This window comes from Streptomyces sp. HUAS 15-9 (assembly GCF_025642155.1).
GTDB lineage: Bacteria > Actinomycetota > Actinomycetes > Streptomycetales > Streptomycetaceae > Streptomyces.
In genome coordinates, this window is record NZ_CP106798.1 from 6,796,096 (window position 1) to 6,809,511 (window position 13,416).

11 protein-coding genes are annotated in these 13,416 nt (G+C 72.5%); 9 read left to right on the forward strand and 2 right to left on the reverse strand.

All coding sequences use genetic code 11. The features are described from left to right. Nucleotides 1-61 precede the first annotated feature (61 nt). From N8I87_RS31075 to N8I87_RS31115, 9 genes are all read left to right on the forward strand, one after another. The gene (locus tag N8I87_RS31075) at nt 62-1,315 is read left to right on the forward strand and encodes an AAA family ATPase (protein WP_263213680.1); all 1,254 of its coding nucleotides are present in this window, start codon (nt 62-64) and stop codon (nt 1,313-1,315) included. Beyond that, nucleotides 1,312-1,653 (forward strand): nucleotide pyrophosphohydrolase, encoded by a 342-nt coding sequence (locus N8I87_RS31080; RefSeq protein WP_263213682.1) that lies wholly within the window; start codon nt 1,312-1,314, stop codon nt 1,651-1,653. Before N8I87_RS31075 ends, N8I87_RS31080 begins: the two co-directional genes overlap by 4 nt. A gap of 178 nt (nt 1,654-1,831) precedes the next feature. Further along, nucleotides 1,832-2,302, forward strand: a complete 471-nt coding sequence (locus N8I87_RS31085; RefSeq protein ID WP_263213683.1) for a DUF6099 family protein — start codon at nt 1,832-1,834, stop codon at nt 2,300-2,302. Nucleotides 2,303-2,382: 80 nt separating this feature from the next. Next, nucleotides 2,383-3,306, forward strand: a complete 924-nt coding sequence (locus N8I87_RS31090; protein ID WP_263213684.1) for an LLM class F420-dependent oxidoreductase — start codon at nt 2,383-2,385, stop codon at nt 3,304-3,306. A 119-nt stretch (nt 3,307-3,425) separates the two neighbouring features. Beyond that, nucleotides 3,426-4,895 (forward strand): 3' terminal RNA ribose 2'-O-methyltransferase Hen1, encoded by a 1,470-nt coding sequence (locus tag N8I87_RS31095; RefSeq protein ID WP_263213685.1) that lies wholly within the window; start codon nt 3,426-3,428, stop codon nt 4,893-4,895. Next, the gene (locus N8I87_RS31100; protein WP_263213687.1) at nt 4,892-7,432 is read left to right on the forward strand and encodes a polynucleotide kinase-phosphatase; all 2,541 of its coding nucleotides are present in this window, start codon (nt 4,892-4,894) and stop codon (nt 7,430-7,432) included. The genes N8I87_RS31095 and N8I87_RS31100 overlap by 4 nt, the downstream gene beginning before the upstream one ends. A gap of 194 nt (nt 7,433-7,626) precedes the next feature. After that, entirely contained in the window at nt 7,627-9,504 is a 1,878-nt protein-coding gene (locus tag N8I87_RS31105) for a RiPP maturation radical SAM C-methyltransferase (protein ID WP_263213689.1), read from the forward strand. Then, entirely contained in the window at nt 9,501-10,043 is a 543-nt protein-coding gene (locus tag N8I87_RS31110; RefSeq protein ID WP_263213690.1) for a DUF5825 family protein, read from the forward strand. Before N8I87_RS31105 ends, N8I87_RS31110 begins: the two co-directional genes overlap by 4 nt. 3 nt (nt 10,044-10,046) lie before the next feature. Next, nucleotides 10,047-11,330: an MFS transporter gene (locus N8I87_RS31115; protein ID WP_263213692.1), complete on the forward strand. Its 1,284-nt coding sequence runs from the start codon at nt 10,047-10,049 to the stop codon at nt 11,328-11,330. On the opposite strand, the gene N8I87_RS31120 is transcribed toward N8I87_RS31115, so the two are convergent. Both N8I87_RS31120 and N8I87_RS31125 read right to left on the reverse strand, forming a co-directional pair. After that, the gene (locus N8I87_RS31120) at nt 11,269-12,168 is read right to left on the reverse strand and encodes a hypothetical protein (RefSeq protein ID WP_263213694.1); all 900 of its coding nucleotides are present in this window, start codon (nt 12,166-12,168) and stop codon (nt 11,269-11,271) included. The genes N8I87_RS31115 and N8I87_RS31120 overlap by 62 nt on opposite strands. After that, nucleotides 12,165-13,346 carry an SPFH domain-containing protein gene (locus N8I87_RS31125; RefSeq protein ID WP_263213695.1) on the reverse strand — a complete coding sequence of 394 codons (1,182 nt, stop codon included), beginning with the start codon at nt 13,344-13,346 and terminating at the stop codon, nt 12,165-12,167. The genes N8I87_RS31120 and N8I87_RS31125 overlap by 4 nt, the downstream gene beginning before the upstream one ends. Between the last annotated feature and the right edge of the window lie 70 nt (nt 13,347-13,416).

A 13,416-nucleotide genomic window follows, 5' to 3' on the forward strand; every position in this document is an offset into this window, starting at 1 on the left:
TCGTAGGAAGGTCCCGACGCCGGAACGGTTCCCCTGCCACCGGGGCCCCTACGGTCCGGATATGACCGCACCCCCCACCTCCGTCCCTCCAGGCCGAGCACCCGGGCCCACCCCACCCGGCCCGAAGCGGGAGCAGGCCCCCGCCGCAGCGCGGCCACCGTCCGCGCGGGCGGTCCTCGACGGCCCGGCCGGTCGGGACAGATGGGCGCCGCCGAGGGTCACCGAGTTGCGGTTGTCCGCGTTCGCGGGGCATCGGGGCGTCGGGCTCCCCGTCGGGGCGTGCACCCTCTTCGCCGGGCCCAGCGGGTGCGGCAAGTCGAGCGCGCTGCGGGCGTACGAGGCGCTCGCCCGGCTCGGCGGCGGCGCGCCGCTCGCCGCGGCGTTCCCGGATCCGGCGGCCTGTGTGCCCGAGCGCGCCCGGCCCGACCCGCAGCGCCGGCGCGGCTTCCGCATCGGCTGTACGACAGACGGTCCCGAAGGTCCGGTACGGCTCGACGTCGCCGTACAGGCCGAGCCCGAACTGCGCATCGTCGGAGAGCGGCTGACCGCGGGCGGACTCGTCCTCCTGGAGACGGCGCTGCGCGACCCGGGACGCCCCGCCGTACAGGCCGCCTGGCACACCGCGGGATCCGCACCGGTGACACGTGCCCCGCTCCCCGACGACCGGCTCGGCACCGCTCTGCTCCCGCTGCGCGTGGCCGGCAAGACCGACGGGCAGCGCCAGGTGCTCGCCGCGGCCGAACAGACGGTGGTCGCCCTGCGCTCGGTCTTCGCCTGCGACCCGTGTCCCGACCGGATGCGCGAGGCCGTCCCGCTGGGCTCCGGACGCCTGCTGCCCGGCTGCGACAACCTCGCCGAGGTGCTGTGGCGCACCCGCTCCGAATGCGGCCGCCGGCACGCCCGACTCGTCGCCGCGGTGCACGCCGGATGCGCCGGGCCCGTGGCCGACCTGGTCGCCGAACCGCTGGGCGACGGCACGGTACGGGCGCTGCTCGACCGCGGCGACGGAATCCGGACCGACCTCGGCCGACTCGGGGACGGTGAGCTGACATATCTCGCGCAGGCCCTGGTGCTGCTCACCGGCCCGGGCGTCCTGGACGTCGACACACCCGGCGAGGTCCCCGACGCCATGCGCGCCCTCACCGTCCTCGCCGACGGCTTCGACCGTGCGCTGGACGGTCGTCAGCGCACGGAACTGCTGCGGCTCGCCACCGGGATGTGCGGCCTCGGGCACATCCGCCTGGTGGGCGCGGTGAGCGACGCCTCGTGGGCCACGGAGGCCGAAGGAGTCACGGTGGTACACCTGAACCCGTGACGGAACACCTGGACGTGGCGAAACTGCAGCGCCGGCTGGCCGAGTTCGCGGCCGCGCGGAACTGGCAGCCGTACCACACCCCCAAGAACCTCGCGGCCGCCCTCAGCGTGGAGGCGTCCGAACTGGTCGAGATCTTCCAGTGGTTGACGCCCGAGGAGTCCGCGCGCGTCATGGACGACCCCGACACCGCGCACCGCGTCACCGACGAGGTGGCCGACGTGCTCGCCTACCTCCTGCAGCTGTGCGAGGTGCTCGGCATCGAACCGCTGGCAGCCCTTGCCGCGAAGATCGACCGGAACGAGCGGAGGTTCCCGGTGCCGGGGGAGGGCGACACGTAGGGAATCCTTGATTCCGAAATCACTCTCCGGAGTCAAAATGTCGCCCGAATCCGAATTGTTGTCCACAGATTTCCGTCTTCCTCTGGCTTTCTGTCTCAGCCCCACTCACTCTGGGTAGTGGACAGAGGAGTTCGGGCGGAAGGCGTGCGCGAGCACGTCGGGCGGACGGGGACGGCCCATGGAAGCGATGCGGCTCATCGTGACGAGCAGAAGCGCCCTGGCGGGAAGCGGCGACGCTCCCCAGATCCTGGCGGAGGTGTGGCAGGCCCAGGCCCTGGCCCAGGCGATCGGCAGCCGCCTGGCCGTCTCCGGCCCACCCGAACTACGGGGCGAGGCACTGGGCCTGACCGAACTGGCGGGCCGCGGCTGCGGCGTCCTGGACGCACCGCAACTCGACCCGGGCGACCTGCGCGCCGCCCAGCTCACCGAACTGGACGACGCCCGCGAGACCCTCCTCGGCCTGGGCGGCCTACTCGGCGAGGTCGGCATCGCCCTCGTCGGCATGGCCAGCTCCGCGGACGACCAGGCGAGATACTGGCAGTGCATGGAGGCGATCGACGCGGCGGACGAATCCCGGGACCGAGTCCTGGAGATGCTCCGCAAACTGGCAGCCCGCGAGGAGGCACTACCGGAGAAGGAACCGGGCTGAGGGCGGCGGCCTCACCCACCCGGCAAGCGACGCGTGGTGCCGATGGGGTCGGCGGAGCCGTTGGCGTGCAGGATGGATGTATGGACCTTCGAATTTTCACCGAGCCCCAGCAAGGGGCGACCTACGACACCTTGCTCGCCGTGGCGAAGGCCACCGAGGACCTCGGGTTCGATGCCTTCTTCCGGTCGGACCACTACCTCCGGATGGGTGACGTCGACGGCCTTCCGGGACCTACCGACGCCTGGATCACGCTCGCCGGGCTGGCCCGTGAGACCAGGCGGATCCGTCTCGGCACCCTGATGACCGCCGCCACCTTCCGGCTGCCCGGCGTGCTCGCCATCCAGGTCGCCCAGGTCGACCAGATGTCCGGCGGCCGGGTCGAACTCGGCCTGGGCGCGGGCTGGTTCGAGCAGGAGCACAAGGCGTACGGCATCCCCTTCCCGAAGGAGAAGTTCGCCCGCCTGGAGGAGCAGCTGGCGATCGTCACCGGTCTGTGGGCGACCGAGGCCGGCAAGACCTTCGACTTCCACGGCACGCACTACGACCTCACCGACTCGCCCGCACTGCCCAAGCCCGCCCAGGCCAAGGTCCCGGTCCTGATCGGCGGACACGGCGCCACCCGCACTCCGCGCCTGGCCGCGCAGTACGCCGACGAGTTCAACATGCCGTTCGCCTCGATCGAGGACAGCGAGCGGCAGTTCGGGCGGGTGCGTGCCGCCGCGGAGGCCGAGGGTCGCAGGGCCGACGACCTGACCTACTCCAACGCCCTCGTCGTCTGCGTCGGCCGCGACGACCAGGAGGTCGCCCGCCGGGCCGCCGCGATCGGCCGCGAGGTCGACGAGCTGAAGACCAACGGTCTGGCCGGCTCCCCGGCCGAGGTGGTCGACAAGATCGGCCGGTACGCCGCGATCGGCTCGCAGCGCATGTACCTCCAGGTCCTCGACCTCACGGACCTGGACCACCTGGAGCTGATCTCCTCCCAGGTCCAGTCGCAGCTGTCCTAGGCACAACGGGCGCGGGCCTACGACGATCGGCCGTCGAGGGCATCACGACGGTCGGTCGTCGGTCCGCTACCGTATGAAAACCGCTGGTCAACGGCGCCCTGGCCAGGGAGACTCAGGGCATGTTCCTGACCATCGGCACCACCGGCACCCCGGAGCGCCCCGCCACCGACCTCGGCTTTCTGCTGCACAAGCATCCCGAGAAGGCGCAGGTGTTCTCCACCTCCTACGGCACGGCGCACGTCCTCTACCCAGAGGCGGACGCGGAACGCTGCACGGCGGCGCTCCTGCTGGAGGTGGATGCCGTGGCGCTGGTGCGGCGGGGCAAGGGCAAGGGCCGGGGCGGAGCCCCCGACGCGGCGCTCGCGCAGTATGTCAACGACCGCCCGTACGCCGCCTCCTCGCTGCTCGCCGTGGCGCTGAGCAGCGTCTTCTCCAGCGCGATGCGCGGCGTGTGCGCCGCCCGCCCGGAGCGCGCCACGCAGCCGCTGCCGCTGCGCGTGGAGGTGCCCGCGCTGCCCGCCCGCGGCGGCCCCGAGCTCGTACGACGCCTCTTCGAGCCGCTCGGCTGGACGGTGAGCGTCGAACCGGTGGCCCTGGACACCGCGTTCCCGCAGTGGGGCGACTCGCGCTATGTGCGGCTCGTCCTGGAGTCGGAGGCGCTGACCCTCGCCGAGGCGCTGCGGCACCTGTATGTGCTGCTGCCGGTCCTCGACGACGCCAAGCACTACTGGGTCGCCTCCGACGAGGTCGACAAGCTGCTGCGCGCCGGAGAGGGCTGGCTGCCCGGCCACCCGGAGCAGAAGCTCATCACCAGCCGCTATCTCTCCCGCCGCTGGTCGCTCACCCGGCAGGCGATGGAGCGCCTGGAGCTGGTACGCCTCGCGGAGGCGGACGACAGCGACGTCGAGGAGATCGACAACGCCGTCGAGGAGGACAGCGAGGCGGAGGAGAAGCCGACCCCGCTCGCCGTGCAGCGTCGGGACGCGATCATCGCCGCGCTCGGCGAGTCCGGTGCCGCCCGGGTCCTCGACCTCGGCTGCGGACAGGGCCAGTTGGTGCAGGCGCTGCTCAAGGACCCGCGGTTCACCGAGATCGTCGGCGTCGATGTGTCGATGCGGGCGCTCACCATCGCCGGACGGCGGCTGAAGCTGGACCGGATGGGAGAGCGGCAGGCCTCGCGCGTCAGGCTCCAGCAGGGGTCGCTCGCCTACACAGACAGCCGGCTCAAGGGCTACGACGCCGCCGTGCTCAGCGAGGTCATCGAGCACCTCGACCTGCCCCGGCTGCCCGCCCTGGAATACGCGGTGTTCGGCGCCGCCCGGCCGCGCACGGTCCTCGTGACGACCCCGAACGTCGAGTACAACGTCCGCTGGGAGTCCCTCCCGGCCGGGCACGTCCGGCACGGCGACCACCGCTTCGAGTGGACCCGCGAGGAGTTCCGCACCTGGGCCGGGGTGGTGGCCGAACGGCACGGCTACGACGTCGAGTTCCGGCCCGTCGGACCCGACGACCCCGAGGTGGGCCCGCCCACGCAGATGGCCGCGTTCAGCATCAGGACCACCAACGAGAAGGAGGCGAAGGCGGCATGACAGAGACACGCAAGGCACGGGTGCTCCCCGTCACCGACCTCTCCCTCGTGGTGCTCGTCGGCGCCTCCGGCTCGGGCAAGTCCACCTTCGCCCGCCGCCACTTCAAGCCCACCGAGATCATCTCCTCGGACTTCTGCCGCGGTCTGGTCTCCGACGACGAGAACGACCAGAGCGCGACGACGGACGCCTTCGACGTCCTGCACTACATCGCCGGCAAGCGGCTGGCCGCCGGCCGCCGTACCGTCGTCGACGCCACCAGCGTGCAGCAGGACAGCCGGCGTCAGCTGATCGAACTGGCGAGGAAGTACGACGTGCTGCCCATCGCCATCGTCCTCGACACCCCCGAGGAGGTGTGCGCCGAGCGCAACGCGGCGCGCACCGACCGGGCGGACATGCCGCGCCGGGTGATCCAGCGGCACATCCGTGAACTCCGCCGCTCCATCAGACACTTGGAGCGCGAGGGCTTCCGCAAGGTGCACATCCTGCGCGGGGTCGAGGAGGCCGACGGCGCCACCGTCGTCACCGAGAGGCGCTTCAACGACCTGACCCACCTCACCGGCCCCTTCGACGTCATCGGCGACATCCACGGCTGCGCCTCGGAACTGGAGTCGCTGCTCGGCAAGTTGGGCTACAGCGACGGCGTGCACCCCGAGGGCCGTACGGCCGTCTTCGTCGGCGACCTCGTCGACCGCGGCCCGGACACCCCCGGCGTGCTGCGCCGCGTGATGTCCATGGTCGCGTCGGGCAACGCGCTGTGCGTGCCCGGCAACCACGAGAACAAGTACGGCCGTTACCTCAAGGGCCGCAAGGTGCAGCACACCCACGGGCTCGCCGAGACCATCGAGCAGATGGAGGGTGAGAGCGAGGAGTTCACGGCACAGGTCAAGGAGTTCCTCGACGGCCTCGTCAGCCACTACGTCCTCGACGGCGGCCGGCTCGTTGTCTGCCACGCGGGTCTGCCGGAGCGGTACCACGGGCGGACGTCCGGCCGGGTGCGCTCGCACGCCCTGTACGGCGACACGACGGGGGAGACGGACGAGTTCGGGCTGCCGGTGCGCTACCCGTGGGCCGAGGACTACCGGGGCCGGGCCGCCGTGGTCTACGGCCACACACCGGTGCCGGAGGCCACGTGGCTCAACAACACCATCTGCCTGGACACCGGTGCCGTCTTCGGCGGCAAGCTCACCGCGCTGCGCTGGCCGGAGCGGCAGCTGGTCGACGTACCGGCCGAGCGGGTCTGGTACGAGCCGGCCAAGCCGCTGCGCAGCGAGGCGCCCGGCGGGCACGACGGGCGGCCGCTGGACCTGGCGGACGTGCACGGCCGAAGGGTCGTGGAGACACGGCACGCGGGCCGGGTCGCGGTCCGCGAGGAGAACGCGGCGGCGGCCCTGGAGGTCATGAGCCGCTTCGCGATCGACCCGCGCCTGCTGCCGTACCTCCCGCCGACCATGGCGCCGACGGCCACGAGTCACATGGAGGGCTACCTGGAGCACCCGGCGGAGGCCTTCGCGCAGTACGCGCAGGACGGCGTCGCCCGGGTCGTGTGCGAGGAGAAGCACATGGGCTCACGGGCCGTGGCCCTGGTGTGCCGGGACGCCGAGGCGGCACGCAAGAAGTTCGGCGTGGACGGTCCCACCGGGTCGCTCTACACCCGTACCGGCCGTCCCTTCTTCGACGACGAGGCCGTGACCGAGGAGATCCTCGGACGCGTCCGCTCGGCGATCGGCGAGGCGGGCCTCTGGGACGAACTCGACACGGACTGGCTGCTGCTCGACGCCGAGCTGATGCCGTGGTCGCTGAAGGCGTCCGGACTGCTGCGTTCGCAGTACGCGGCCGTGGGTGCCGCCTCCGGCGCGGTGTTCCCTGGCGCGCTGGCCGCTCTGGAGGGCGCGGCGGCACGCGGTGTGGACGTGACCGGGCTGCTCTCCCGGCAGCGCGAGCGGGCCGCCGACGCGGCCGCGTTCACGGACGCGTACCGCCGCTACTGCTGGACCACGGACGGCCTGGACGGGGTGCGTCTCGCCCCGTTCCAGATCCTGGCCGTACAGGACCGCAGCCTGGCCGCGCTGCCGCACGACGAGCAGCTCGCGCTGATCGACCGGCTCGTCGAGCACGACGGCACCGGGCTGCTGCAGAACACCCGGCGGCTGTACGTCGACACCGGCGACCCCGAGTCGGTGCGGGCGGGTGTCGACTGGTGGCTGGAGATGACCGGCCGGGGCGGCGAGGGCATGGTCGTCAAGCCGGTCGGCGCGGTGGTGCGCAGTGACGAGGGCCGTCTGGTCCAGCCGGGCATCAAGTGCCGGGGACGTGAGTACCTGCGGATCATCTACGGACCCGAGTACACCCGTCCGGACAACCTGGACCGGCTGCGCAAGCGGTTCCTCAACCACAAGCGGTCACTCGCGATCCGCGAGTACGCGCTGGGGCTGGAGGCCCTGGACCGGCTGGCGGAGGGCGAGCCGCTGTGGCGGGTGCACGAGGCCGTGTTCGGGGTGCTGGCCCTGGAGTCGGAGCCGGTGGACCCGCGCTTGTGAACCGTCCCACCCGCCCTTGTGCCTCACACGTATGTGTCCATATGGTGAAACGCCTTGCGACGTACGTGTGTTCGGAACACCGGAGGGAGTGAGGGACATGGAGATCAAGAAGGTGGTCGTCCGCGAGGACCGGAGCACCAGCCGCCGGCCGGCGATCCTGGAGAAGCGGCCGACCCGCTGACCGAAGGGGCGGTATGCGCGTTCACCTGGTGACGATGCCCTGGCATCCGATCGACCTCCCCTCGCTGCAAGTGGGCCTGCTGCACCGACTGGTGCGGCGGGCCCGCCCGGCCGACGAGGTGACCGAGTTCCACGGCTCCCTGCGCTGGGCCGAGTTCCTCCTGGAGCACTCCGGAGGACGGCTGCGTCCGGGCGACTATGTGGCGGTCGGCAGCGACTCGATCTTCCACGGCCTCGGCGACTGGGTGTTCTCGGGCGTCCTGTACGACGACCCCGACTGGGGCTCGGCCCGGCTGCGCGCCTACGCCGCGGACCGGGACGTCTTCATCGACACCGCCCTCGAGATGCGGCCGTACGCGGCCGGATTCATCGACGAGTGCGCCGCCGAGGTGCTCGCGGCCGAGCCCGACGTGGTCGGGTTCACCACCACGTTCATGCAGAACGTGTCCTCCCTGGCGCTGGCCCGTGAGCTCAAGCGCCGCCGCCCGGAGCTGACCGTCGTCTTCGGCGGCAGCAACTGCGACGGCCCCATGGGCCACGCCCTGCACCGCAACCACCGGTTCGTGGACCATGTGGTGCGCGGCGAGGGGGAGTACGCCTTACCGGCGCTCCTGCGGCATGTGGACGCGGGCACCCCGCCCGTGGACGTCCCCGGCCTGTGCTGGTGGGACGGGGACATGTCCCGGGCCAACACCGAGACCCGGCGCACGGTGGCGCCCGCCGACATACCCTCACCCGACTACGACCAGTGGCAGGCCGCCCTGGAGCCCTCGCCGGTGCTGGAGTACGTCCACCCCAAACTGGTGGTCGAGGGGGCCCGGGGCTGCTGGTGGGGCGAGAAGCACCACTGCACCTTCTGCGGGCTCAACGGCTCGTCCATGGCCTTTCGCGCCAAGCCGGGCGAGCGGCTGTGGGAGGAGATCGACCGCCTCGTACGACGGCACCGCATCCTCGACATCGTCACCGTCGACAACATCATCGACATGGCCTACTTCCGGGACTTCCTCCCGCGTGTCGTCGACAGCGGCTGGGACCTGCGGCTGCACTACGAGGTCAAGTCCAACCTCACCCCCGACCAGCTCCGCCTCCTCGGCCGCTCGGGCACCGTGCACATCCAGCCCGGCATCGAGAGCCTGGGCAGCCGCGTGCTCGACCTCATGGACAAGGGCGTGAGCGGCGCCCGCAACATCCGCACCCTCCGGGAGTGCGAGAACCACTCGCTCACCTGCTCCTGGAACCTCCTGTACGGCTTCCCCGGCGAGAGTGCCGAGGACTACGCCCATGTCGTCGACCAGCTCCCGGCGCTCGTCCATCTGCAGCCGCCCAGCGGCGCCCACCGCATCCAGCTGGAGCGGTTCAGCCCGCACTTCACCGACCGGGCCCTGGGCTTCGGCAAGCGGCGCCCGGCCGCGATGTACCAGCACGTCTACGACCTGCCCGAGGACGAACTGGCCGACCTCGTCTACCTGTTCGACACGGAGGACGCGGGCATCGGGGGGGAGACGGAGCACCGGCTCAAGGCGGCCGTGGCGCAGTGGCGCGCCGGACATCACACCTCACGGCTGCTGTTCGAGGAAACCGAGGGAGACGAAGGAGGGGGAGCGGACGCCCTCCTGGTGCACGACCGGCGCCACGGCCGGCCGTCGGCCACCCACCGCTTCACCGGCTGGGCGGCGGCCGCGCTGCGCCGCCTGGAGGACGGGCGCACCGAGTCCGCGCTGCACCGGCTGCTGACGGCGGACGGCCACTCCGTCAGCCCCGAAGCCCTGCGTGAATGGCTCCAACACACCTTCGCCCTAGGCCTGTTGTTCCGTGACGGCCGGACCTATGTCTCCCTGCCCACCTGGGACGAGACGGTCCGTGTGCCCGACGGGGCAGGGGTCGCCGGATGACCGGGCTGCCCACCGCCGTCCCGCACCGGGTCACCGGCCGCCGGGTCGAGGTGACCGAGCCGCTTCGCCTGGGCGCGGGCGGGCAACGCACTGCGGTGGCAGTGCAGTTCCTGCGCGAGTGCCAGAGCCTCGGGCTCCGGGTGGGCTGGACGGCGGCCGACAGGGAGACGCCGTACGACATCGGGCTGCTGCGCCATCTGTCCCCGCCCGCTCAAGTGTCCGATGAGCCAGGTGAATTGAGAGAGTGGCGGGCGGGGTATGCGTACGGGATGCTCTACCACCGCCGTGGCCCGGACTTCGTCGCCGTCATGGACCGCAGGGAGCCCGGCACCGCCGTACGGCTCACCCTCGACCACCCCGATCTGCTCTCCGCCTTCCACACCCTGCTGAACCCCACGCCGCTCGACGAACTGGACCCCGGCCCGCGCGAGGCCGCGGGACTGCTGGCCGCAGAGCGGCTGGCCCTGGTCACCGACGGATGGGCGGTGGCCCTGCCGCCACGTATCGGCCGCTGGCCCGTGCCCTGCACGGGGATCTGAGGGGTGGCCGCGGCAACCGCCGAGGCCCGGCCGCTCCCGCTGCGGCGGCAGCGGGCCTTCGTGCTGCTGTGCGGCGAGCAGATCGCCGGCTCCGTCGGACGCCAGGTCACCGCCCTCGCGGTGGCGCTGCTCGCGGTGACCGATCTGGGCACGGGGCCGTTCGGGGCGGCCGCGGTGCTCGCGCTGACCTATCTGCCGGGGGCCCTGCTCAGTCCGTTCGCCGGAGTGCTCGTCGACCGGGTGCGGCTGCGCCGGCTGCTCGTCGTGGTCACCGCCGCACAGGCACTGGTCGTGGGCTCGGTCCCGCTCGTGAACACCCTGGGCGGAGTCGGCCGTCCACAGCTGTACGGCGTCGCCGTCGTCTCCGGCGCGCTGACCTTCACCCTCTCGGTCGCCCTGCAGACGGCTCTGCCCCGGGTCGTCGCGCCGGACCGGCTGCTGTCCGCCAACTCCGCGCTCACCGGGGCCCGTACGGCCGGACTGATCGGCGGCCCGGCACTCGGCGGTGTGCTGGTCGGAATCCTCGGCCCCGCCCCGGCCCTGCTGGCCGGCAGTGCGGCCTACGCCGTCGAGGCGTTGCTCCTGCTGGCCCTGCCCGCGGCACTGAACGACCCGGCCGAACCGAGGGGCGCGCAGTCGCCGGCCTCCCTGCTCCGCACGGGACTTGAGGTGCTGCGCGGTGAACCGAGGCTGCGCCTGATGGTCCTCGCGGGCGCCGGGCTCAACCTCGGCAGCGGTGCGTCGGGCGCGCTCCTCGTGTTCTACGCGACCCGTGATCTCGCCCTTTCCGCCTGGCAGTTGGGCATTTCGTACGCCGTGCACAGCGCGGCCACGCTGGCGGGCGTGGGTGTCGCCGGCCGCTTCGCCCGGACGGCGGGGCTGTGGTCGGCCACCAGGATCTGCGCCCTGCTGGCGGGCGGCGCGGTCTTTCTGATCCCGGCGGCCTCGCTGGGCCCCGCGTTTGAGCTGCTGCTCGGCTACCAGGCCTGTTACGGGCTCGCCGTCACCGTCTGGGCGATCTCCATGACCACGCTGCAGCAGCTCGTCACACCGGACGGCATGCGCGGCCGTGTCGCCGGGTTCGTACAGGCTGCCCTCCTCGGGACGGTGCCGGTCGGAGCGCTGGCGGGCGGCGCGCTGGCCGCCGGGATCGGCAACGTGCCCGTGCTCCTCGGGTCGGCGGTGGTGGCGCTGCTGGCGGCGGCGAGCCTGTGGACGCCGGGCGTCAGCCGACCAGCCGCAGTCGCTGCCCGCACACCCGAACCCGGATCGTCTGCCCCCAGGTGAGCTCCAGCGCGTCGCTCTCGATCCCGTCGCCGAAGGCGATCAGCCGATCGGACTCGACGGTGACCGACAGGGCCTGGGCGGCCGCGAGTTCGCCCGCCACCAGGGACGTTCCGGTGGCCGGTGACGGCCAGGCCTCCCGTACGAACCACAGCAGCCGGTCCTCGCCGGGGGAGGGGAGCGCGAGCCGGCTGGCCCGCTCCTGCCACACCGACCGGAGCCACCCGGTGGCCCCGGTCCCGGTTCCCACCAGCACCCCGGACGAGGCCTGGGCCTCGACGACACCCCCGTCGCCGTCGAGGCCCAGGCGGTACCGGGCGGTCTGATGTCCGGCCGCCCCCAGATAGATCTCGTTGAGCGCGACCAGGCGCTGTGTGTCGTCCGCGACGGCCTCGACCATGGTGAGCTCGTCGGCGCCGGTGCCCCGGGCCAAAGCGGCCGGCAGCAGCGCCGCCGCGTCCGCGGGCCGGTGCCGTACGAGCACACCGGGGTTGCGGCCCGGATCGGAGTCGATGCCCAGCACCGGCTGGCCCGCGAGGTACTTGGCGGCGTTCGCCACCAGCCCGTCCTGGCCCACCACCACGACCACGTCCTCGGGCGCGAACAGGAAACGGTCCAGGTCGGCCCGCTCCACCCGGCTCTGCCGCCAGGTCAGCGGGACCGCCGAGGCGACCTCGGCCAGCGCGCGGCGCGTGCGGTGGTGGCGTTCGGCGACCTCGTCGATGTCACGGCCGCGGGAGGCCAGGAAGAACGCGGCCTGGCCGTGCGTGCCGTGCCGGGCCACCAACTCCTCGTACTCCGTGGTGCGATGGACCAGCACGGCACGCGGGGCGAGACTCATTCCTCCGTCCCGGTACCGCCGAGCTTCGCCAGCAGCCCGGTGAGCACGTCCGGCGACACGGTCACGCTGTCGATCCGAGGCAGGTTCTCCGCCAGCCGGGTGGCGGTCAGGGCCTGCAGCGTCGCGACACCGTCGACTCCGGCGTCCGCGTGCACCCGCAGCCACGCGGCCTGCGCCTGTGCCCGCGCCTCACCCACCTCGCGCGCCCCCTCGGCCTCGGCGCGGGCGAGTCGTGTGGATCGGGCCGCCTCCGCCTCCGCCAGCCGGGCCGTCCGCGCGGCCTCCGCCTCGGCGAGCAGCCCGGTTCGCCGCGCCTCGGCGTCGGCCAGTCGCACCGACCGGTCCGCCTCCGCCTCCGCGAGCTTCACCGACCGGGCCGCCTCGGCCTCGGCGAGCCGGACCGTCCGGGCCGCCTCCGCCTGGGCGCGCACCGCGTCGGCCGCCGCGTGCTCCTCGGCCTCGCGGCGCGTGTTCGTGCCGCGCTGCTCGACCAACTGCTCCTCGCGGCGGGCGAGTTCGATCTGGCTGGCCAGCTCGTTCTCGGCGATCGTCCGCTCCCGCTCGACGGCCACCGCCCGCCGCTCGTAGGTGGCCCGGTCGGCCTCCTGCTGGATCTGCTCACGAGCCGGGGTGCGCAGCGCCCGCTCCACCTCGGGCTCGGGCCGCAGCGCCATCACCCGGACGGCGACGACCTCGAGGCCGATGGCCGGCAGCCGGGGCTCATTGCCCAGCCCCTCCTCGATCCGCTCGCGCACCGCGCTCACCCCGTCGGCCAGCGCCGACGACAGCGGCGTACGGGCGAGCACGGCCAGCGCGTGCTGCTGCGCCGTCTCGGTGAGCAGCGTGCCCAGCTGCTCCAGGGGCGCGCCCCGCCACACGCCCGTGTCGGGGTCGATCGAGAAGTCCAGACGGGCGGCCGCGACGGCCGGATCACCGATCCGGTAGGTGACCGTCGCCTGCACGGCCACGTCCTGGAAGTCGGACGTGCGGGCGTGGAAGGTCATCGCCAGTTCACGGTCGTCGACCGGCACCTCCGAGAGCGCGGCGGTCAGCGAGCGGTACCAGAAGCTGAGCCCCGGGCCGTCGTGCGCGAGCTTCCCCGACCGGTGGTGTCTGATGTGCGCCGTCGGGGCGCCGCGCAGATGGCGCCAGCCGAGGCGCCTGGTGATGTCGGCCATGGGACCCCCTCCTATTTTCGTCATATAGACGATAAACGGAGGAGGTGCTTGTCGTCAACGGGACGAAAAA